The following is a 22,173-nucleotide window of genomic DNA, read 5'->3' as shown; positions in this document are numbered from 1 at the left end:
TGCGGACAACGCTAGTCATCAGCCTTAACTGCAGGTAAAATGTCGCGCTATTTTTACTCGGCGTCTTAGGGCAACATAACTGATGAGCAAAAAACTCCATATTAAAACTTGGGGCTGTCAAATGAATGAGTACGACTCATCCAAGATGGCCGATCTTTTAGGCGAATATCAAGGTTATACCTTGACTGAAGAAGCTTCAGAAGCCGACATCCTTCTGTTAAACACCTGTTCTATTCGCGAAAAGGCGCAAGAGAAAGTGTTCCATCAGCTGGGACGTTGGAAGACCTTAAAGGATAAAAATCCTGACCTTATTATTGGTGTTGGCGGTTGTGTTGCATCGCAGGAAGGTAAAGCGATCAAAGATAGAGCACAATGCGTTGACATTATCTTTGGTCCTCAAACATTACACCGCCTGCCCGACATGATCGAGCAGGTGCGTCGTGGCGAAAAGGCCGTTATCGATGTCAGCTTCCCTGAGATCGAAAAATTTGACCGTCTGCCAGAACCACGCGCCGAAGGCCCAACGGCGTTTGTGTCTATCATGGAAGGTTGTAGCAAATACTGTTCTTTCTGCGTAGTGCCCTACACTCGCGGTGAAGAAGTCAGCCGTCCATCGGACGACATCATCCTTGAAATTGCTCAGTTGGCGGAACAAGGTGTCCGTGAAGTTAACCTGCTAGGTCAAAACGTTAACGCTTACCGCGGCGCAACCCACGATGGCGGTATCTGTACCTTTGCCGAGTTACTCCGTTACGTGGCAGCGATTGACGGTATCGACCGTATTCGTTTTACCACAAGCCACCCAATTGAATTCACTCAGGATATTATCGACGTTTACGAAGATACACCTGAGCTTGTGAGCTTCCTGCACTTACCAGTGCAATCGGGTTCAGACCGTATTTTAACGGCAATGAAACGCGGCCACATGGCGATTGAATATAAATCAATCATCCGTCGTCTGCGTAAGGCTCGCCCTGATATTCAAATCAGCTCAGATTTTATCATCGGCTTCCCTGGTGAAACCAAAGAAGACTTCGCCGATACCATGAAGCTGATTGAAGATGTTGCTTTTGACCATAGCTTTAGCTTTATCTATAGCGCTCGTCCTGGTACGCCTGCAGCAGATCTGCCAGATGACGTTGATATGGAAGAGAAAAAGCAACGTTTAGCAATCCTGCAGGATCGTATCACCCAGCAAGCTATGCGTTACAGCCGCCACATGATGGGCACAGTGCAACGTATCCTTGTTGAAGGCCCATCGGTTAAAAACCCAATGGAGCTGCGCGGCCGCACTGAAAACAACCGAGTGGTAAACTTCGAAGGTCAACCAAAACACATCGGCACCTTCGTCGATGTTGAAATCGTTGACGTTTATACCAACTCACTGCGCGGTAAGTTTATCCGCGGTGAAGACGAGATGGATCTTCGTCGCAACCTTCGTCCATCGGACATCCTAGCTAAACACAAGCAAGACGATGAGTTAGGTGTGACACAATTTAAACCTTAAGGGTTTAAATTTACGATCGTAGTACCTATATAAGGAAGGGCGACAGGGTGATAAACCGATTGTCGCCCTTTTGTTTTATGGCCAGACAAGTGTTTGCAATCGGTGAATTTCCGTTAGCAATTCTGTTTGAGGGCTCGTAAACTGAAATATCTTCTGATTATAAAGTTGCGATTGAGCTAGTGCATCGCAACCACATTGCTTTGGTGATAGGGAGGACTGTTTGTCCAGTAAATTAACCACTATGAATCTGTATCTCGAACCCGCAGAAACTCGCCGTCTGGTCTCTCTTTGCGGTCCCTTCGATGACAATATCAAACAGATTGAGCGTCGCGTTGGCGTAGAGATTGTCCGTAAAAATAACCATTTCCAAATTACCGGACTGCCACGTAACTGTTTGAGTGCCAATAATTTACTTAAACAGCTCTATATCGAAACCCAAACGGTTAAAGGCAGCACGCCAGATCTTGAGCCTGAGCAGGTTCATATCGCGATTCAAGAGGCCATCGCGCTGGAACATGAAGACAGCATCGACGATGATGTTTTAGCGATCAAAACTCGCCGCGGCGTGATTAAACCGCGCAATCCAAACCAAAGCACCTATGTGGCCAATATTGTGCGCCACGACATCACCTTTGGTATCGGTCCTGCGGGTACCGGTAAAACCTACCTTGCGGTAGCGGCAGCCGTTGATGCACTCGAGCGTCAAGAAGTGCGCCGTATTCTATTAACTCGCCCAGCGGTTGAAGCGGGCGAGAAACTGGGCTTCTTACCCGGTGATTTGAGCCAAAAGGTCGACCCTTATTTACGTCCGCTTTACGATGCCCTGTTCGAGATGCTTGGGTTTGAAAAGGTCGAACGCCTTATAGAAAAGAATGTCATTGAAGTGGCGCCTCTAGCTTATATGCGTGGCCGCACCCTAAATGATGCTTTTATCATCCTCGATGAGAGCCAAAACACCACGATTGAACAGATGAAAATGTTCCTAACCCGTATTGGGTTTAACTCCCGCGCGGTGATAACCGGTGATATCACCCAGACTGACTTACCGAAGCATGTTAAATCGGGTCTGCGCCATGCCATTGAAGTATTAAGCCAAGTCGATGATATCAGCTTTAACTTTTTCGTCTCTCAGGACGTAGTGCGCCACCCTGTGGTTGCCCGAATCGTTGAGGCCTACGAGGCCTTCGATAGAAAAGAGCAATCATTAAAAGCAGAAAAAGAGAAGTTTTATCAGCAGCAACAATTTCAGCAGTCGCAATTACCACCTCAACCGCCACAACCCCAATTGCAAACCGCGATTAGCGAGCAGGAAGTGTTAAAGAATGAGTCTTGATCTAGCACTAGATGTGCAATACGCCACCGCCAGCGATTACCTGCCGACCGAGGCGCAATTTTCCCTGTGGGTGAAAACGGCCATTGGCAACAGTATGGATAAGGCTGAACTCACCATTCGCATTGTGGATCCCCGCGAAAGCCAAATGCTCAACAGCACTTACCGCGGTAAGGACAAACCCACCAATGTGTTGTCCTTCCCCTTTGAAGCACCGCCTGAAATAGAGCTTCCGCTACTGGGAGATCTTGTTATTTGTGCATCAGTCGTTGAAAATGAAGCACATGAGCAGCAAAAGCCCCTAGAAGCCCACTGGGCACACATGGTTGTACATGGTTGCCTGCATCTGCTAGGGTATGATCATATTGAAGATGAAGAAGCCGAAGAAATGGAGTCATTGGAGACTCAACTCATTGAAGGCTTAGGTTTTACTGACCCATATAAGGAACAATAATTAACGGCGATAATGGTTATCAATGTTAATGTGAAAACTATGAGTGACGATATCCCCCCGAGTACGAACGCCCAGAAGAAAGGCTGGCTAGATAGAGTAAGTCAATTATTTCAGGGCGAACCTCAAAATCGCGAAGACTTAGTCGATGTGATTGATGGCGCAGAGCAGCGCGAACTTATCACCGAAGACACCCGCGAAATGATCAAAGGCGTATTAGAAGTATCTGATATGCGTGTTCGGGACATCATGATCCCACGGGCGCAAATTGTCGCCCTGCAAATCGACAACACAGTCGAAGAATTACTGACAACCGTTATCGGTTCAGGCCATTCTCGTTTCCCTGTTGTAAACGAAGACAAAGACCATATCGAAGGTATTCTGCTCGCTAAAGACCTAATCCCCTATGGATTTTCTAACAGTGAAGAACCCTTCGCCCTCGAGCGCGTTATCCGCCCCGCAGTAGTTGTTCCAGAGAGCAAACGCGTCGACGTATTGCTCAAGGAATTCCGCTCCCAGCGCTATCATATGGCTATTGTTGTCGATGAATACGGCGGTGTGTCCGGACTGGTCACAATTGAAGATATTCTTGAGGAAATCGTCGGCGAAATCGAAGACGAATTTGACCACGAAAGCCCAGAAGATACCGAAATACGCAAAGTTGGTAACACGGTTTACATGGTTAAAGCACTGACAGCGATTGAAGACTTCAACGAAGCGTTCAACACCCAGTTCAGCGATGAAGAGTTTGATACCGTTGGCGGTCTTGTCTCCCACGCCTTTGGCCATCTGCCGGAGCGTAATGAGAGCATTATGATCGAAGGAATCGAATTCAAAGTCATTAATGCTGATACTCGACGATTGATCCAACTTAGAGTTAAACTCCCCGATCCCAATATCGGCGAAGACGTAGAATAACGCTCCGTGTGAGCATAACTCTCCGTGTAAGAAGAATTATCCGTGCTAACTAACATTCGGGCACTTGCCCAACAACAGTCCCGTACCAGCGCCCTCGGCCTGGTACCGGCGTTTATCTTAGGCGCCAGTACGGCGCTTTCATTCGCTCCTTATTCCATCTGGATTATTTATCCTATCGCCATGGCATTTGCACTATGGCAAAGCAGTCATCTTAAACCTTATGCCAGTTTTTATTATTGGTTAAGTTTTGGCTTTGGCTGCTTTGCGGTCGGCATAAGCTGGGTTCATGTCAGCATCGATACCTTTGGCGGTTTTCCCCTCATCATCTCATTAGGATTGATGGGACTGCTTGCTCTTTACTTAGCACTCTATCCAGCCCTAACGGGCCTCGGATTAGCTTGGTTAAGCCGCACTAATACCCCATCAAAGTGGCGCAACTTAGTGCTCTTTCCTGCCCTTTGGGTATTAACCGAATGGGCTCGCGGATGGGTAATGACGGGGTTCCCTTGGATTTGGGCGGGCTACTCGCAAACCCAAGGTCCATTAAAGGAACTTGCCAGCATAATAGGTGCGCTGGGCTTAAGCTTTGTGATTGCCCTGCTCGCAGGCGCGTTAGCACTGTGTTTTAGTAAGCGTTATAAAAGCTTAGTGGTTTTACTGCCATTAACTGCTGCCGCTGCCTTCATCGCGCCAAAACTGAGCGACATCCACCCAACGGGTGAAAGCGTAAAAGTAGCGCTCGTGCAGGGCAATATCCCGCAGAGTATGAAGTGGGAGCCAGACCAACTGTGGCCAACACTGATTAAATACATGGATTTATCCCGCGAGCATCTCGACGCCGATATTATCGTGTGGCCAGAGGCTGCCATTCCCGCGCCTGAAGAAATGGTGCAGGATTTTTTGGATAACGCCAATCGCGTGGCGAATTTGAACAACACATCTATCGTGACGGGGATTATTAGCCGCCAGCACGGCGATTTTTATAACTCACTAATTGTGCTTGGTAACCACAATCAAAAAGTACAGGAAACACCAGATTACCAGAGCGATGGCAGCAATCAGTTTAAAAAACATCACCTGTTGCCTATTGGTGAGTTTGTGCCATTTGAAGCACTGCTGCGCCCCATTGCACCCTTCTTTAATTTGCCGATGTCATCCTTCGCCAGAGGCGATTATCTTCAGCCAAATTTATCCGCGCTTGGCCATCAGATTGCCCCTGCGATTTGTTATGAGATTGTCTTCCCTGAGCAGTTACGTGACAGCGTCAATCAAGATACGGATCTTATCTTAACCGTCTCAAACGATGCTTGGTTTGGCACCTCAAACGGCCCATTGCAACACATGGAAATCGCCCAGATGCGCGCCATTGAATTGGGGCGCCCGGTGATGCGCGCCACCAATAATGGTGTGACCGCAGTTGTTGACGAGAAAGGAAATATCACAGCCAGTATTCCGCAATTTGAAACTGGAGTACTCATTACGAGTATTCCACTGGTAAAAGGTGAAACTTGGTTTGCGAAGATTGGCCAGACACCACTATTAATCCTTTGTGGTCTGTTGTTTTTTGTTGGCTTTATTCGCCGCAAATTAAACAGCTAACAACATTAAAAATTACGCCAACGACCGCATTCACTAGACGATGATGCCGTTGGCGTATTTCATCCCGTCAGTACCTAAGCTTTATCACTAAGACAGCATAAATCGCTACAAAAATAACTAAATCAACCCAATTAAATGACCAAAACGGCGCTCTCAAACAAAATAGATTCGCTAACGAGAGCCTTTCCCGTTAAAGTACCTTCTCCTAAGCGTGGCCATGCTTGACTGCCTCGTATTCTCATACCAAGGCAAAAAATATGGCTCCCCTGCGTTTTCGTTACCAAACCCACGAGTTTGGTCTGGTGGATATTCACGTCCGCACCCTAAGAGATAATCAAGAATTTGAAGATTGCGATGGCGAAGCCGAGCGATTAGGGATCTCCTCTGCCACATGGCCGCTATTTGGAATTATCTGGCCATCTGGACAAGTACTCTCCCACCATATGTTAGATTATCAAATTGATGATAAACGCATTCTTGAGGTAGGGTGTGGTATCGGACTAGCAAGTTTGTTGCTCAATCATCGAAATGCCGATATCACGGCAACGGATTATCATCCCGAAACTGGCAATTTTCTGGCGCAAAATGTTGAGTTAAATGAAGGTCGCCCAATCCCCTTTGTTCGAACGGGTTGGGGGGATGAAGCATCGAACCTCGGTCTGTTTGATTTGATCATTGGCAGCGACTTACTGTACGAACAGGAACATGCCGAACTGTTATCACAGTTTATAGAGCAACACGCCAAGCCTGTTTGTGATGTGATTTTGGTTGACCCAGGGCGAGGTAATCATGCCAAATTTAGCAAAAAGATGGTCATATTGGGATTTGACCACCACCAACAAAAACCACCACATACGGATTTTTTGGCAGAACCCTTCAAGGGCCAAATTTTAACTTACTGTCGAAATTAGCCTAATTCGACTCAGTCACGACTAGGATTAGCCGAAAACTGAGTCGAGACTTGAATCCACTCATTTACCAACACTGTTTAAGCAATCCCGCTAAGCAACTAAAAACACTTGATAATTCAACTTAAAATAAACAGATGACACCAAGCGTAAACTAAGGCGTGAGTGCTTCACGGGTATATTCATCGTGGTCGCACTCGGGGCAATCTGGGATCACGCTCGGGAACTCGATACTCAGCTCATGGCCGCAGTTTGTGCACACCATAACCCCCTGATTAACAATATCGCCACTCTGGTAATAGCCATGGTGCTTAAAGTCTTGGGTCAGTTCATGCCATTCAACTTGACTACGATCGGTGATTTCACTTAGCCAGTGCCAAAGGGTATTTTCGAAGGTGATAACGCTAGGGCTATAGCTTAAGCTGTCGGCATTCTGTTCCCGTAAAAAGCTGGCGATATCACGCTTTAAAAATTGTTCCACCAGAGCAAGTTCATCCTCCCCCGCCTGCTCTTTTAAGCTGACGTAGTCTTTCCCTTGGGTCACCATCTTAAATAAACTTTTTGCAGTCAGTGACTTATCCTCTGCAAATTGAGCTTTCACTTGGTCAATTAAGGCTTGATAAAGAGCAAGTAGCGCACTACTTCTGTCATTCATAATCAATACTCCTTCATAGGAACCTTTTTAATGCTTCGCTTCTAGTTTATTCTATGCAGATCTTATTCGCGTCGATATGGCGTTAGATCAAATAAATAGGCGGCACTGCCGGAAATAGCGTGATGCAAGAGCAATATAATCCCTCAGAAATTGAAGCCCTAGTGCAAAAGCACTGGCACGACAACAAAACCTTCGAAGTCACTGAAGATCCGAACAAAGAAAAGTTCTATTGCCTTTCGATGTTCCCGTATCCTTCAGGCCGACTTCATATGGGACACGTTCGCAACTATACCATAGGCGATGTGGTTGCCCGCTTCCAGCGTCTGCAGGGCAAAAACGTATTGCAACCTATCGGTTGGGACTCTTTCGGTCTGCCTGCCGAAAACGCCGCGATTAACAACAAAACCGCTCCAGCGCCATGGACTTATCAAAACATTGAGTACATGAAGAACCAGCTAAAACTGTTAGGTTTTGGCTACGACTGGAGCCGTGAAATCGCCACTTGTACGCCAGAATACTATCGCTGGGAACAATGGTTCTTCACTAAGCTTTACGAAAAAGGCTTAGTCTACAAAAAGACTGCCTCGGTTAACTGGTGCCCAAACGATGAAACCGTACTGGCTAACGAGCAGGTACAAGACGGTTGCTGCTGGCGTTGTGATACCCCTGTAGAACAAAAAGAAATTCCACAGTGGTTCATTAAGATCACCGCCTATGCCGAAGAACTGTTAAACGACATCGACACCTTAGACGGCTGGCCTGAGCAAGTTAAGACCATGCAGCGCAACTGGATTGGTCGCAGCGAAGGCGTCGAAATGACCTTCGGTGTTGCTGGTAGCGACAAGTCATTCGACATCTACACTACCCGTCCAGATACCCTGATGGGCGTAACCTACGTGGCGATTGCAGCAGGTCACCCGTTAGCTGAATTAGCGGCTCAAACTAATCCTGAACTTGCGCAGTTCGTTGATGAGTGCAAAAACAGCACTACGTCTGAAGCCGATTTAGCCACCATGGAAAAACGCGGCGTAGCAACTGGCCTATACGCCATTCACCCAATCACTGGCAAACAAGTGCCCATTTGGGCGGCTAACTTTGTACTGATGAACTACGGCACCGGCGCTGTGATGTCTGTTCCAGGACACGATCAACGCGATTACGAATTTGCTAAAAAGTACAACTTAGCCATAGAAGCGGTGATTAAACCACTTGATAGCGACTTAGACATCAGCGAAGCAGCTTACACTGAAAAAGGCGTGCTGTTTAACTCTGGCGAGTTTGACGGTTTAGACTTTGACGGCGCATTCAATGCTATCGCCGATAAGCTAGTCGCTGAAGGTAAAGGTAAACGCCAAGTAAACTACCGTCTACGCGACTGGGGTGTTTCACGTCAGCGTTACTGGGGCGCGCCAATTCCTATGGTGACTCTAGCCGACGGTACTGTTATCCCAACACCAGAAGATCAACTGCCAGTCATTCTGCCAGAAGATGTGGTGATGGACGGTATCCAAAGCCCAATCAAGGCCGATAAAGAATGGGCTAAAACCCAAGTTAACGGCCAAGACGCGCTGCGTGAAACCGATACCTTCGATACCTTTATGGAATCTTCTTGGTATTACGCCCGTTACTGCAGCCCACAGGCTGACCAAATGTTAGACCCAACCAAGGCGAACTACTGGTTACCGGTAGATCAGTACATTGGTGGTATCGAACACGCCTGTATGCACTTGTTGTACTTCCGCTTCTTCCACAAATTATTGCGTGACGCGGGCCTGGTGAACTCTAACGAGCCAGCAAAGCAACTGCTGACTCAAGGCATGGTGTTGGCCGATGCCTTCTACTACACCAACGATAAAGGTGCCCGTGTATGGGTGTCGCCGCTGGATGTAGTCACCACAGAAAAAGACGACAAGGGCCGCATCACTAAAGCTATCGACAAAGACGGCAACGAACTGGTTTACACCGGTATGAGCAAAATGTCGAAGTCGAAAAACAACGGTATCGACCCACAGGTGATGGTAGAGAAATACGGCGCCGACACTGTGCGTCTGTTTATGATGTTCGCATCACCACCAGAATTAACTCTGGAGTGGCAAGAGTCTGGCGTTGAAGGCGCGCACCGCTTTATCAAACGTCTGTGGAAACTGGCAAGCGAGTATGTAGCTCAGGACAACAGCGAAGCGTTAGATGTGAGCAAGTTAAACAGCGAGCAAAAAGCGCTGCGCCGTGAAGTGCACAAGACCATTGCTAAGGTGACCGATGATATTGGCCGTCGTCAGATGTTTAACACTGCGGTTGCCGCCGTGATGGAACTGATGAACCACCTGCAAAAAGCACCACAAACCACAGCTCAAGACCGAGCCATTATCGGCGAAGCCTTAACTGCGGTGGTGCGTTTACTGTACCCAATCATCCCGCACGTAAGCTTCACCCTGTGGAATGAACTGGGCAACACTAGCAGCATCGAAGATAGCCAATGGCCCGTTGTCGATGAATCTGCACTAGTAGAAGACAGCAAACTCATCGTGGTACAAGTGAACGGTAAAGTGCGCGCGAAAATCACTGTTGCGGCCGATGCGGACCAAGCGTCTGTTGAAGCGCTAGGTATGGCGGACGAGCAAGTCATCAAATACTTAGATGGCGTGACAGTACGTAAAGTTATCTATGTACCAGGCAAACTGCTGAGCATCGTTGCTAATTAGCACCATCATGTAAATGGGTGTAGTCACGGGAAAAGAAATCTTCCGTACTACACCCAAAAGATAAATAGGAAAGTGCGAAACTTATGCTAATCAAACGCATAGCTTTCGTAATCTTAGCGCTGGTATTCATGACCAGCGCAGGTTGCGGTTTTAAGCTCCAACGTAGCTATCAAATCCCTGCCGAGCTCAATCAGTTGAGTCTAAGCAGCGTGGATGAATATAGCGAACTTGCCCGTTTAGTGCGTGAGCGCTTACGTTTGAATAACGTTAAGATTGTCGATGCCGCCCAAGATATTCCGGTGTTAAGGCTCATCAACGACTCGCTCGAGCGTTCTACCCTGTCGCTTTATCCAACGGGTAACGTGGCCGAGTACGAGCTTATCTATTTCGTTGAATTTGCCGTGGCACTGCCAGGTAAAGAGTCACAACCCTTTAAGATTGAAATCCGCCGCGATTACTTAGACGACCCCCGTACCGCGCTTGCAAAGAGCCGCGAGATGGAGCTACTTGTCAAAGAAATGCGCATTCAAGCCGCAGATCGCATTCTGCAAACCATGGCGAGCACTGAGGTTAATTAATGAGAGTCTACCCTGACAGACTCAATGACAACCTTAAGCAACTCCTCCCTTGCTATCTGATTTTTGGTGATGATCCTTGGTTGCTCGAAACCACTAAGGATCACATTCGCCAATTCGCCAAACGCCAAGGCTTCGATGAGCGCGTTCAATTAGTCCAAGAAACCGGCTTTAACTGGAACGACCTCACCCAAGAGTGGCAATCCATGAGCCTGTTCTCGAGCCGCCGCTTGATTGAACTCAATCTGCCTAACGCCAAACCCGGTGCCGATGGTTCGGCCGTGCTGCAATCCTTGCTACAAACGCCTAATCCCGATGTGTTGCTGATTATCGAAGGGCCAAAGCTTGCGAGCGAGCAAACCAACAGTAAATGGTTTAAGACCTTAGATAATCTTGGGATGTATATCCCCTGCACGACGCCTGAGGGCGAGCAATTTATGCGTTGGCTCGACTCGCGCATTCGCTACTTCAAGTTAAATCTGCACAGCGATGCCAGAGCCATGCTCTATTCCCTGTACGAGGGTAACCTACTTGCCGCCGATCAGGCGATGCAGTTATTGCAGCTGTTAAGCCCTACAAGCCCTATCAGTGGCGATGAGCTAAGTCATTACTTTGAAGATCAATCCCGTTTTAGCGTCTTCCAATTGACCGATGCGCTGCTCACCAATAAGCAAACCAGCGCGCAACATATGCTCGCTCAGCTCAATGGTGAAGGCACGGCGATGCCGATTGTGCTCTGGGCGCTGTTTAAAGAGCTGCAATTACTGTTAACGCTGATGAGTGAACAGGCCAAGGGCGCACAGCTTAATAGCCTCTGGGGCAAACACCGCATTTGGGATAAACGTAAACCACTGTACCAAGCCGCATTGCAGCGCTTAACACTGCCTCAAGTTGAATATATGCTGAGTTTTGCCTCCAAGCTTGAGCTTAATCTTAAGCAACAAGGCCATGAGGATTGGACCGGATTGAGCCATCTATGTCTGCTGTTTGACCCTAAAGCACACCGCCATTTAGCCCATATCAATCTGGAGTATTAAGCAGAGCCTATGCGAATTGGGATTTTAGGGGGCACCTTTGACCCCATTCACTACGGCCATATTCGCCCCGGTTTAGAGGTAAAAACCGCACTTAAACTTGATAAGTTGCTGTTAATGCCCAACCATATTGCGCCGCACAAGCAAGTAAACACCAGCACGGCGCAGCGCCTCGAAATGGTAGCGCAGGTATGCTCACAAATTGAGGGCTTTGAGCTTTGCGATATCGAAGCGAAACGCGACACCCCCTCGTATACCGTTGTGACCCTGAAGGAATTACAGACCCTATATCCCAATGATGAGCTTTTTTTTATCATGGGGATGGACTCCTTTATCCAGCTAAACACTTGGTATCAATGGCAACAACTGTTTGAATTAGCCAATATTGTTGTGTGTTGCAGGCCTGGTTGGCTATTACCAGCCGAGCATCCGATGCAGCAAGTGTTGAGCGAGCGTTTAGCCCCTGCAATGCAAAACCAATCGTTAGCAAATCAAGAACCTAGTCATGGCCGAATATACACAGTCGATGTCAATCCGCAGGATATCTCGTCTACCGATATTCGCCGCCGCCTAGCGCTTGGGGACCTCCCAGAAGAAGCACTTTTACCCATCACCTTAGAATATATTCAAAAACAACGACTTTATTTTTCTTAGACGATTTTTTGTGCCAGATTTGGCAATCTCAGCCCCTAAGCCAATGTATTCCACGGCCTAAGACTGATATACTAGCGCGCTATTTAAAATAAATGAGGTACATCAGCGTGCAGAGCGCCGAATTAAAGCAGTTTGTAGTCGACAAGATCGACGATTTAAAAGCCCGTGACGTAGTGGTTATCGACGTCAGCAACCAATCAAACATCACCGATTACATGGTGATTTGTTCTGGTACGTCTAAAACCCACGTGAAAGCTATCGCCGAAAACCTCGTGCTTGAAGCCAAAGCCGCTGGTATTCCACCTATCGGTATCGAAGGCCGCGACAGCAGCGAATGGGTTCTTGTTGATATGGGCAACGTGATCCTGCACGTAATGCAAGATCAAACCCGTGATTTCTACCAGCTTGAAAAGCTCTGGTCAGAAAAGCAAGCCTAATGAAGTTACAGCTAATCGCAGTAGGGACACGGATGCCCGATTGGGTGACCTGCGGCTTTGAAGAATACCAACGCCGCTTTCCCCGAGACATGGCACTCGAACTTATCGAGATCCCCGCGGGTAAGCGTGGAAAAAATGCCGATATCGTTCGTATCCTGCAAAAAGAAGGCGAGCAAATGCTGGCGGCCATTCCTAAGGGCAACCACATAGTTACCTTAGATCTGCCCGGCAAAAACTGGACAACGCCTGAACTTGCCACAGCCATGAACAAATGGCAACTCGATGGCCGTGACGTAAGTTTGCTGGTTGGAGGCCCTGAAGGCTTAGCCCCCGCCTGTAAAGAAGCCGCCCAACAAAGTTGGTGCCTATCGGCATTAACCCTCCCCCATCCGTTAGTACGGATTGTGGTGGCAGAAAGCTTATACCGCGCGTGGAGCGTCAACAACAATCACCCTTATCACAGAGAATAGTGGCTCTTGATGTGTTCGAGACTCAACCACCTGCCCGGAAACAGCTGGAGATAGTTTAAGTGTCGCCAAAAAAGCGGATAACAATGCATGACCACGCCGCCGAGGCGTCACTGTTTAAGCGCCGTGCGCTATTCACTTTTTTTTGTGTTTTCGCCCTGTTAAGCGTGTTGGTGACCAACCTGTATCACCTACAGGTTGAATCCTATAAGGATTATGAAACCCGCTCTAACGATAACCGAATTCGCGTTGTCCCCATTGCGCCAAGTCGTGGTCTTATTTACGACCGCAATGGCGTGTTGTTGGCCGAAAACCAACCCTTTTATTCCCTCGATCTGATCCCAGAAAAGATTGCCAACATGTCCGAAACTTTGGACGAACTTGGCAAAATTATTGAAATCAGCCCAGACGAGCGGGAAAGCTTTACCGACGCTTTGAAATTCCACCGTCGATTCAAGCCCTTAACTTTAAAAAATCAGCTAACTGAAGAGCAGGTTGCGATTTTTAGCGTTAACCAACACCGTTTTGCTGGTGTGTCTGTTGAGGCGGGTCTAAAGCGTAACTATCCCTTCGATTACCAACTCACACACGTGCTGGGTTACGTAGGTAAAATCAACACCCGCGACCGTGCCCAGTTGGAGCGTAACGATCAATGGAAAAATTACGCAGCAACGAAGGACATAGGCAAGCAAGGTATTGAAAAGTATTACGAATCACTTCTTCACGGTTCACCTGGTCACCTAGAAGAGGAGGTCAACAACCGTGGCCGAGCCATTCGCACTTTAAAAATTGTGCCACCAGAGCCGGGGCAGGATATTTACTTAACCCTAGATCTCCAATTACAACAAAAAGCCGTTGAGCTACTGAAGGGCCATAAAGGTTCCATTGTGGCAATCGATCCCCGCGATGGCGGTATCTTAGCCTTAGTGTCGAGCCCAAGTTATGACCCTAACCAGTTTGTTCAGGGAATTAACAGCAAAGATTACAGCAACTTACTCAACGACAAATCCCGTCCTCTCATTAACCGCGCTACCCAAGGGCAGTATGCTCCCGCGTCGACGGTTAAACCCATTATGGCGCTACTAGGCTTAGATGAAAAAGTCGTAAATGAGCACACCCGTGTTTGGGACCCAGGCTTTTGGCAAATCCCTGGGGTTGAACGTAAATACCGTGACTGGAAACGTTGGGGGCACGGCTGGGTAAACGTTTACAGCGCAATCATTGAATCCTGTGATATTTACTTTTACGAATTAGCCTACAAGATGGGCGTCGACTCCATCGCTCGCTTTATGGAGCAATTTGGTTTCGGCCAAAATACGGGGGTTGATATTCTGGAAGAATCTGCCGGCAATATGCCCTCAAAAGACTGGAAGCGCCTCAAATACAATCAAGCTTGGTATATCGGTGACACCATTTCTGTCGGGATTGGTCAAGGCTATTGGACCGCAACGCCGCTGCAGCTCGCCAATGCCACAGCGATTCTTGCTAATAAAGGCAAGCGCTATCCGCCGCACCTGCTGAAATCCATGCAGGATAATACAGCCAAGATTGACTCGCCAATTAATGAGTTACCGCCAATTGAGCTTAAAAACCCGCGTAACTGGAATATTATTAATGAGGCGATGCGTCAAACTGCCCATAAGTCTCGTTTCAGCGATGCGCCCTATACTGCAGCAATGAAAACAGGTACTGCGCAGGTAATTGGGGTTGCCGAAAACACTAAATACGATGCCAGCAAAATTGCCGAGCATTTTCGCGATAACGCCCTCGTCGTTGCCTACGCGCCCTATGAGGATCCGAAAATCGTACTGGCGGTCGTAATGGAAAACGCTGGCTGGGGTGGTGCAAACGCAGGACCAGTAGCCCGCGCGATGCTCGATGAATACATGCTTAGAGACACTTGGAAAACAACACCATGAGTGCCCAACCACGTCAAAATATTTGGCAGCGAATGCATATCGACCTGCCCTTGTTACTTGGCCTATTCGCAGTAATGGGCTTTGGGCTATTCGTCATTTACTCCGCCAGTGGTGAAGACTTTGGCATGATGGAGCGTCAACTGCTGCGGATTTTCCTCTCCCTTGGCATTATGTTTGCCATGGCGCAGATTAACCCTGAAGTGCTCAAACGCTGGGCGCTGCCGATTTATCTTGCGGGAATTGTGTTACTGCTTGCTGTGCACTTTTTCGGTGAAATCAATAAAGGGGCCCAGCGTTGGTTAAACCTGGGTTTTATGGAATTCCAACCCTCGGAGTTGATTAAGCTCGCCTTCCCGATCACCATGGCTTGGTATATCAGTAAATTCCCACTGCCACCTAAAAAACGTTACCTTGCGGGTGCGGCGGTTATTTTGTTAGTCCCGACGCTGTTAATTGCCAAGCAACCGGATTTAGGCACCTCGATTTTGGTTGCCGCGTCGGGCATCTTCGTGCTTTTTTTATCGGGCATGAGCTGGATAATCGTCGGTGGTTTTATTGCCGCCGTATTAGCTTTTTTACCGATCCTTTGGTATTTCTTGATGCACGACTACCAAAGAACTCGGGTAATGACCTTACTGGATCCCGAAAAGGATCCGCTCGGTGCAGGCTACCACATCATTCAATCGAAAATTGCCATTGGCTCAGGCGGATTATGGGGCAAGGGCTGGCTCGATGGCACCCAATCCCAATTAGAATTTATTCCTGAACGACACACTGACTTCATTTTCGCCGTGATTGGTGAGGAGTTCGGTTTAATTGGCAGTATTATTCTGCTTCTCATGTACTTGTATATTATCGGACGCGGACTGGTTATCGCCTCTCGGGCACAAACCAGCTTTGCACGACTACTTGCGGGTAGTATCACATTGACTTTCTTCGTGTATGTTTTTGTGAATATCGGCATGGTTTCGGGTATTCTGCCCGTAGTAGGTGTTCCCTTGCCTTTGGTCAGTTATGGCGGCACCTCGATGCTGACATTGATGACAGGGTTTGGCATTCTCATGAGTATTCATACCCATAGACGTTTTGTAGACAGATAATTTTAGGGATATTAAATGGCATTTTTTCGAGCTTATTTGGCTCCTTTGGGATTTCTTTGCCTCAGCACTTACCTAGTCGCCTGTTCAACAGCAAACGAACCGACTCAAACCACTCTGCCTAGCCAAGATAGCGCTCAGAATCCGGCACCGTCGCCCCTTGAGACAGCAAAAACAGAATTTATTCAAACTCAGATGGCTCAGGGCTTCTCCCAAGAAGAAGTCGAGGCGTTTATGGCCAAAGCCAATTACAACCAAAAGGTAATCGATGCGATAACCCGCCCATGGGAAGCCAAACCGTGGCATGTGTACTATCCCATTTTCTTAACCGATAAACGCCTACAAGCAGGGTTAGCTTTCTGGAAACAACACGAAGCGACGATTGCTAAAGCAGCTACCCAGTATCAAGTCGAACCCGAAATTATCGTCGCCATTATCGGTATCGAAACCTTTTATGGCCAGTTCACCGGCACTTACCCAGTTATTGATGCCCTGTATACCCTCGGCTTTTATTACGAGCCAAGAGCGCCTTTTTTCCGCAAGGAATTTGGCGAACTCATGAAACTGGTTAACGAAGAACACTTAGATATCGATAGCCTAAAAGGCTCCTATGCCGGCGCCATGGGTTATGGTCAGTTTATTCCTTCGAGTTACCGCCACTATGCTGTGGACTTTGACGGCAGTGGTAATCGCGACTTACTGAAAAGCCCAGAAGATGCCATTGGCAGCGTGGCAAATTACTTCCACCAACACGGTTGGCAATTACATGCGCCTGTTGCCTTGCCACTTGTGAATCGCAGTCCTAATGCTCCGATGGCAAAAGTGTGGGCGGGAGAACAACTTAACTATAAAATTGCCGATATACTTTCACCGAGTTTAGTGTTAAAAAATTCTCTGGATATCAACGCATCGCAAAAAGCGTTATTGATTGAGCTTGAACAAGCGGACGGCAAGGAGTATTGGCTTGGCCTAAATAACTTCTACGTCATCACACGATATAATCGCAGCCCATTGTATTCCATGGCCGTTTATCAATTTAGCCAACAATTAAAACAACAGCATGCCTATCAAAAATAAACTGTCACTTGTCGCTATCATAGGTTTGTGTTTCGCATTAGCGGCCTGTACAAGCTCTCGTGCGCCCACAAACAATGGCAGCGGTGGCAGTACTAATAATGGCAAAAACATGGAACCCAACAGGGGGCGATATGCGCTTAAAAACGACAAAATGCCCCTTAATCCCCCGAATGTAGATCATGTGCCGAACGCCACCCCAAAATACGAACCCTATAGTCGTCGTGGCAATAAGCCCTATACGGTATATGGCGAATCTTATAATGTGTTAGATTCAGGCCAAGGCTTTGTGGAAATGGGGCGAGCCTCTTGGTACGGCGAAAAATTCCACGGTTACGAGACCTCAAATGGTGAGCCCTACGACATGTTTGGCATGTCTGGCGCCCATAAAACACTGCCGCTTCCCAGTTATGCGAAGGTAACAAACCTCGATAACAATAAGCAGGTCATCATTCGTATTAATGATCGCGGGCCTTTCCACTCGGACAGAATTCTGGACCTCTCCTATGCCGCGGCTTATAAACTCGATATGTTAGGCACAGGCACGGCAAGAATTAAGCTTGAAGTGATTTATGTCGGTAGCCGCACCCCGAGTGAATCGGCGATAGCCAGTATTCAGCCTGCGGGTAATCACTACATCCAGCTTGTCGCCTCAAAAGATCAACTTAGGCTCAATAGGATGGCAAGGGAGCTGGAAAAGAAATATCAGGTTAAGACCCGTGTACAACCGACAAACAATATGTTTAGACTACAACTCGGACCAATTGGCCAAACCGAGCTTGCCGATAGATTGCTGAATAAAGTTAAGCAAGACGGCTATCCCGAAGGCTATATGGTTTTAGAATAATAAGCACCATTGCCTAAGATACCGATTTAGTTGAATAATAGCTGAATAATGCCGCAGATGAAGGAACCTTCACTGAAAACCTTTGTCGAAGGGTGGTATAATCGCAATGCTATTTTTGCCTATTTTCTTTCAATACAAACCAAAAGACGTGCCAAGTTAATGATGAATTTTGTAAAAAGTCCCATTAAAACATTGCTGCTAATTTCAAGTGTTTCTCTTCCTGTTTATGCCGCGCAGCCAATCGCCACTCCTGAGGCTCCTACTGTTGCCGCCAAGGCATACGTCTTGATGGATTATTATTCAGGGCAGATTATCGCTGAAGAAAATGCCTACGAAAGTTTAAACCCTGCCAGCTTAACTAAGATGATGACCAGCTATGTGATAGGTCAAGAAATCAAAGCTGGTAACGTATCGCCCGATGATGATGTCACCATTAGTCAAAACGCTTGGGGCAAAAACTTTGCAGACTCTTCAAAAATGTTTATCGAAGTGGGTAAGACAGTCAAAGTGGCTGACTTAAACCGCGGTATTATCATCCAATCGGGTAACGATGCCTGTGTTGCGATGGCTGAACACATCGCCGGTACCGAAGGCGCGTTCGTTGACATGATGAACTCATGGTCAAAACAGCTAGGCATGCGTGACAGCTACTTCGAAAACTCCCATGGTTTAGATTCAGAAAATCATAAAACAACTGCCTACGATATGGCACTTCTTGGCGCAGCACTCATCCGTGATGTGCCTGAAGAATATCGAATTTACAGTGAGAAATTCTATACTTTTAACGGTATCAAACAGTACAACCGTAACGGTTTATTGTGGGATAACAGCATGAATGTAGACGGTATTAAAACCGGCCACACTTCAGGCGCTGGCTATAACTTAGTGGCATCTGCCACCAAGGACGGCATGCGTTTGATCTCTGTGGTAATGGGGACTCAGAGTGAAGCAGCCCGTAAAGCAGAAAGTAAAAAGCTTCTGACCTACGGTTTCCGCTTTTTCGAAACAGTCACCCCATACAAGGCTGGTGATAGCTTCGTAACCCAACAAATTTGGTACGGTGACAAGCCAACTGTGGATTTAGGTGTGGCAACTGACACACCAATCACCATCAGCCGCGGCCGTGCTAAGGATTTACAAGCTAATTTTGAATTAACCAAACCGCTAGATGCGCCATTAGCGAAAGGTGAAACGGTAGGCCGTCTATTCTTCCAATTAGATGGTAAAGACATTGCTCAATACCCGCTGGTAACCCTGCAGGAAGTCAACGAAGGCAGCTGGTTCAGCAAACTGGTTGATTACTTCAAGCAAATGTTTGCCTCTTGGTTTAGCTAAGATTTGTCCCTAAGTTAGCTCAACCTTTAAAGCCACCTTCGGGTGGCTTTATTGTTTTAAGCCCCCTTAAGCGACATTCATTTCTGTTAACCACCACTGGTTTGGGAATCCCCCTTGAATCGGGTATAATCGTCACCATATTGATTCAATCGAATGGTTTTAGAACACAACTATGTTAAACACGAAATTTGATGAACTCATGGAGTTCCCCTGCGCATTTCCCTTTAAAGTGGTTGGCGATGCCCATGAAGCCCTAACCGACCGAGTAGTTGCTGTGGTTCAGCGCCATGCGCCAGGTGATTATTCCCCAACAGTAAAAGCATCGAGTAAAGGCAGCTACTACTCAGTGACTATCCGTGTGACAGTGACCAGTAAAGACCATGTAGAGACACTGTACACTGAGCTTGCCAAAATCGAAGGCGTACGCCGCGTACTCTAATGCGAACCTCTAGGCCATGAAATGTGATCTGTCTTACATTTATGGTTAAGAGGCGTATAATAGCGCCACTCAATTCTAGGGGAGAGGTTGCCCTTGCAAGACACGACTTTGCATATTCGACATTTGGGACAACAGGATTACGAATCAGTTTGGCATGCCATGCAGCATTACACTGATACTCGTGACAGTAACAGCCCAGATGAACTGTGGATCGTTGAACACCCACCCGTATTTACCCAAGGCCAAGCCGGTAAAAGCGAACATATTTTGAATCCTGGGGATATTCCTGTTATTCAAGTGGATCGCGGTGGCCAAGTGACCTATCACGGCCCTGGCCAGTTAGTGGCTTATCCCCTGATTGATATTAAACGCAGCAAGGTAGGCGTCCGCCAACTGGTGAGTCATATCGAGCAAAGCATTGTTGATATGCTGACTCAATATGACATCCATGCCTACGCTAAAGCTGATGCGCCGGGTGTTTATGTGGATGAGCGCAAAATTGCCTCTTTAGGACTTAGGATCCGTAAAGGCTGCTCATTCCATGGTCTGGCACTCAATGTCGATATGGACTTAGCACCGTTTCGTCGCATCAACCCCTGCGGTTATGCGGGCCTTGAAATGGTACAATGCAAGGAGCTTGGCGGCCCACAAACCGTGGTCGAAGCAGGCGAGCAACTGATCATTACCTTTAGCCAATTATTGGGCTACCAACATCTAGTTCATCATCAAGGATTAGCAGCGTCATGAATAGGCCTGAACGTTTACAACCCGGAGTGAAGTTAAGAGATGCCGACAAGGTATCGCGTATTCCGGTCAAAATCGTGCCCTCTGAGCGCGAAACCATGTTACGTAAACCCGATTGGTTAAGGGTCAAACTACCTGCATCTAATCAACGTATTTTAGAGATCAAGCAAGCCCTACGCTCGAACGGTCTACACTCAGTCTGTGAAGAAGCCTCCTGCCCTAACTTGGCAGAATGCTTCAACCACGGCACTGCGACCTTTATGATTTTGGGTGCCATTTGTACCCGCCGCTGCCCATTCTGCGACGTTGCCCATGGCCGTCCATTGAAGCCTGACGCGGAAGAGCCGGTCAAACTGGCACAAACCATCCGCGATATGAAGCTCAAATACGTGGTAATTACGTCGGTAGACCGTGACGATCTGCGAGATGGCGGTGCTCAGCACTTCGCCGACTGTATCCGTGAGATCCGTAAGCTGAATCCTGAAATTAAGATCGAGATCTTAGTGCCGGATTTCCGTGGTCGTATCGACGCCGCACTCGATATCCTATCGACTGAGCCGCCTGATGTCTTCAACCACAACCTAGAGACAGCGCCAATGCACTATCGTAAAGCGCGTCCAGGTGCGAACTATCAGTGGTCTTTAGATCTGCTCAAGCGTTTTAAAGAGCGCCATCCAAATGTGCCAACTAAATCGGGCCTAATGATGGGTCTTGGTGAAACTAACGAAGAGATCGCCCAAGTACTGCGCGACCTACGTGAGCACAAGGTTGAGATGCTGACATTAGGCCAATACCTGCAGCCGTCTAAGTTCCACTTACCGGTTGAGCGTTATGTGCCACCAGCGGAATTTGATGAGCTTAAGGCGCTTGCCGATGAATTAGGTTTTACCCACGCAGCTTGCGGCCCATTAGTGCGCTCAAGCTACCATGCCGACCTTCAGGCACAGGGTAAAGAAGTGAAATAACACTTCGGTTTCAGAAAAGTACTTCACTTTAATGACTCAACAAAAAACAGCGCCAAGGCGCTGTTTTTTATGTCTCTTTTGTAGGGGTTTAGCGGGCAGGATTGACGAGCGCTAAATCCATTAAAATGGCATCTTCCTTGCCGTCTTGAGTCGAGTAGTAGTCCTTACGACGCCCAGTTTCCACAAAGCCCTGCTTTTGATAAAGCCCACGCGCACTTAGGTTTGATTCGCGTACTTCTAACATCACCACCACAGCGGAATAAGAATGGGCTGAGGCGATAACTTCATCGAGTAACAACCTTCCATAACCCTTACCCTGCAACTCAGGGTCAACACAGATATCGAGCAAAGTCACCTCATCGACAATCTGCTGAATAATTGCAAAGCCGAGTAACTGCCCATCATGCTGCTTAAGCCCAAAAACTCGGTACAAATGGCCAAAACAGTCGACAAGGTTGCCCTCAGTCATCGGGTGTGAATGGGCCTTGTTCTCGATGGCAAGCATGGGACTGAGAT

At 47.6% G+C, this 22,173-nt stretch carries 22 protein-coding genes; 20 read left to right on the top strand and 2 right to left on the bottom strand.

Annotated features, from left to right (window positions below; all coding sequences use genetic code 11):
* Positions 1-82 precede the first annotated feature (82 nt).
* From miaB to K0H61_RS04180, 6 genes are all read left to right on the top strand, one after another.
* Positions 83-1,507 (top strand): tRNA (N6-isopentenyl adenosine(37)-C2)-methylthiotransferase MiaB, encoded by a 1,425-nt coding sequence (miaB, locus tag K0H61_RS04205; protein WP_220051513.1) that lies wholly within the window; start codon positions 83-85, stop codon positions 1,505-1,507.
* Between the two features lie 220 nt (positions 1,508-1,727).
* Complete coding sequence (locus K0H61_RS04200) at positions 1,728-2,840, top strand: PhoH family protein (protein ID WP_220051512.1); 1,113 nt, start codon at positions 1,728-1,730, stop codon at positions 2,838-2,840.
* Entirely contained in the window at positions 2,830-3,291 is a 462-nt protein-coding gene (gene ybeY / locus K0H61_RS04195) for an rRNA maturation RNase YbeY (RefSeq protein ID WP_220051511.1), read from the top strand. The genes K0H61_RS04200 and ybeY overlap by 11 nt, the downstream gene beginning before the upstream one ends.
* Before the next feature lie 39 nt (positions 3,292-3,330).
* Complete coding sequence (gene corC / locus K0H61_RS04190; protein ID WP_220051510.1) at positions 3,331-4,206, top strand: CNNM family magnesium/cobalt transport protein CorC; 876 nt, start codon at positions 3,331-3,333, stop codon at positions 4,204-4,206.
* Positions 4,207-4,248: 42 nt separating this feature from the next.
* Positions 4,249-5,805, top strand: a complete 1,557-nt coding sequence (gene lnt, locus K0H61_RS04185; RefSeq protein ID WP_220051509.1) for an apolipoprotein N-acyltransferase — start codon at positions 4,249-4,251, stop codon at positions 5,803-5,805.
* Positions 5,806-6,062: 257 nt separating this feature from the next.
* A complete protein-coding gene (locus tag K0H61_RS04180; protein ID WP_220051508.1) occupies positions 6,063-6,716 on the top strand; it encodes a class I SAM-dependent methyltransferase in 654 nt (217 codons plus the stop codon).
* Positions 6,717-6,867: 151 nt separating this feature from the next.
* Here K0H61_RS04180 and K0H61_RS04175 read toward each other — a convergent pair whose 3' ends face one another.
* Positions 6,868-7,368 (bottom strand): zinc ribbon-containing protein, encoded by a 501-nt coding sequence (locus tag K0H61_RS04175; protein ID WP_220051507.1) that lies wholly within the window; start codon positions 7,366-7,368, stop codon positions 6,868-6,870.
* Positions 7,369-7,490: 122 nt separating this feature from the next.
* Between K0H61_RS04175 and leuS the strand changes: the two genes are divergently transcribed.
* From leuS to lipA, 14 genes are all read left to right on the top strand, one after another.
* Positions 7,491-10,070 carry a leucine--tRNA ligase gene (leuS, locus tag K0H61_RS04170; RefSeq protein ID WP_220051506.1) on the top strand — a complete coding sequence of 860 codons (2,580 nt, stop codon included), beginning with the start codon at positions 7,491-7,493 and terminating at the stop codon, positions 10,068-10,070.
* Positions 10,071-10,153: 83 nt separating this feature from the next.
* Entirely contained in the window at positions 10,154-10,648 is a 495-nt protein-coding gene (locus tag K0H61_RS04165; protein ID WP_220051505.1) for an LPS-assembly lipoprotein LptE, read from the top strand.
* On the top strand, positions 10,648-11,682 hold the full coding sequence (holA, locus tag K0H61_RS04160) for a DNA polymerase III subunit delta (RefSeq protein ID WP_220051504.1): 1,035 nt from the start codon (positions 10,648-10,650) through the stop codon (positions 11,680-11,682). The genes K0H61_RS04165 and holA overlap by 1 nt, the downstream gene beginning before the upstream one ends.
* A 9-nt stretch (positions 11,683-11,691) precedes the next feature.
* Complete coding sequence (nadD, locus tag K0H61_RS04155; RefSeq protein WP_220051503.1) at positions 11,692-12,333, top strand: nicotinate-nucleotide adenylyltransferase; 642 nt, start codon at positions 11,692-11,694, stop codon at positions 12,331-12,333.
* Between the two features lie 107 nt (positions 12,334-12,440).
* The gene (gene rsfS / locus K0H61_RS04150; RefSeq protein WP_037430791.1) at positions 12,441-12,770 is read left to right on the top strand and encodes a ribosome silencing factor; all 330 of its coding nucleotides are present in this window, start codon (positions 12,441-12,443) and stop codon (positions 12,768-12,770) included.
* The gene (rlmH, locus tag K0H61_RS04145; protein ID WP_220051502.1) at positions 12,770-13,240 is read left to right on the top strand and encodes a 23S rRNA (pseudouridine(1915)-N(3))-methyltransferase RlmH; all 471 of its coding nucleotides are present in this window, start codon (positions 12,770-12,772) and stop codon (positions 13,238-13,240) included. The genes rsfS and rlmH overlap by 1 nt, the downstream gene beginning before the upstream one ends.
* A gap of 59 nt (positions 13,241-13,299) precedes the next feature.
* Positions 13,300-15,156, top strand: coding sequence for a penicillin-binding protein 2 (gene mrdA, locus K0H61_RS04140; protein WP_220051501.1), 1,857 nt, complete (start codon positions 13,300-13,302; stop codon positions 15,154-15,156).
* Positions 15,153-16,256: a rod shape-determining protein RodA gene (gene rodA, locus K0H61_RS04135; protein WP_220051500.1), complete on the top strand. Its 1,104-nt coding sequence runs from the start codon at positions 15,153-15,155 to the stop codon at positions 16,254-16,256. Before mrdA ends, rodA begins: the two co-directional genes overlap by 4 nt.
* A gap of 15 nt (positions 16,257-16,271) precedes the next feature.
* The gene (mltB, locus tag K0H61_RS04130; protein ID WP_220051499.1) at positions 16,272-17,330 is read left to right on the top strand and encodes a lytic murein transglycosylase B; all 1,059 of its coding nucleotides are present in this window, start codon (positions 16,272-16,274) and stop codon (positions 17,328-17,330) included.
* Entirely contained in the window at positions 17,314-18,174 is an 861-nt protein-coding gene (locus K0H61_RS04125) for a septal ring lytic transglycosylase RlpA family protein (RefSeq protein WP_220051498.1), read from the top strand. Before mltB ends, K0H61_RS04125 begins: the two co-directional genes overlap by 17 nt.
* A gap of 159 nt (positions 18,175-18,333) precedes the next feature.
* The gene (locus K0H61_RS04120) at positions 18,334-19,509 is read left to right on the top strand and encodes a serine hydrolase (RefSeq protein ID WP_220051497.1); all 1,176 of its coding nucleotides are present in this window, start codon (positions 18,334-18,336) and stop codon (positions 19,507-19,509) included.
* A 172-nt stretch (positions 19,510-19,681) separates the two neighbouring features.
* Complete coding sequence (ybeD, locus tag K0H61_RS04115; protein WP_220051496.1) at positions 19,682-19,948, top strand: DUF493 family protein YbeD; 267 nt, start codon at positions 19,682-19,684, stop codon at positions 19,946-19,948.
* 93 nt (positions 19,949-20,041) lie between these two features.
* Positions 20,042-20,695, top strand: coding sequence for a lipoyl(octanoyl) transferase LipB (gene lipB / locus K0H61_RS04110; protein WP_220051495.1), 654 nt, complete (start codon positions 20,042-20,044; stop codon positions 20,693-20,695).
* Positions 20,692-21,657, top strand: a complete 966-nt coding sequence (gene lipA, locus K0H61_RS04105; protein WP_220051494.1) for a lipoyl synthase — start codon at positions 20,692-20,694, stop codon at positions 21,655-21,657. Before lipB ends, lipA begins: the two co-directional genes overlap by 4 nt.
* An 88-nt stretch (positions 21,658-21,745) precedes the next feature.
* On the opposite strand, the gene rimI is transcribed toward lipA, so the two are convergent.
* Positions 21,746-22,162, bottom strand: coding sequence for a ribosomal protein S18-alanine N-acetyltransferase (rimI, locus tag K0H61_RS04100; protein WP_220052459.1), 417 nt, complete (start codon positions 22,160-22,162; stop codon positions 21,746-21,748).
* Positions 22,163-22,173: the final 11 nt, after the last annotated feature.

It is taken from the genome of Shewanella acanthi, assembly GCF_019457475.1.
Classification (GTDB): domain Bacteria; phylum Pseudomonadota; class Gammaproteobacteria; order Enterobacterales; family Shewanellaceae; genus Shewanella; species Shewanella acanthi.
The sequence above is the reverse complement of the archived record's forward strand: the minus strand, read 5'-3'. Positions and strand labels throughout refer to the sequence as shown.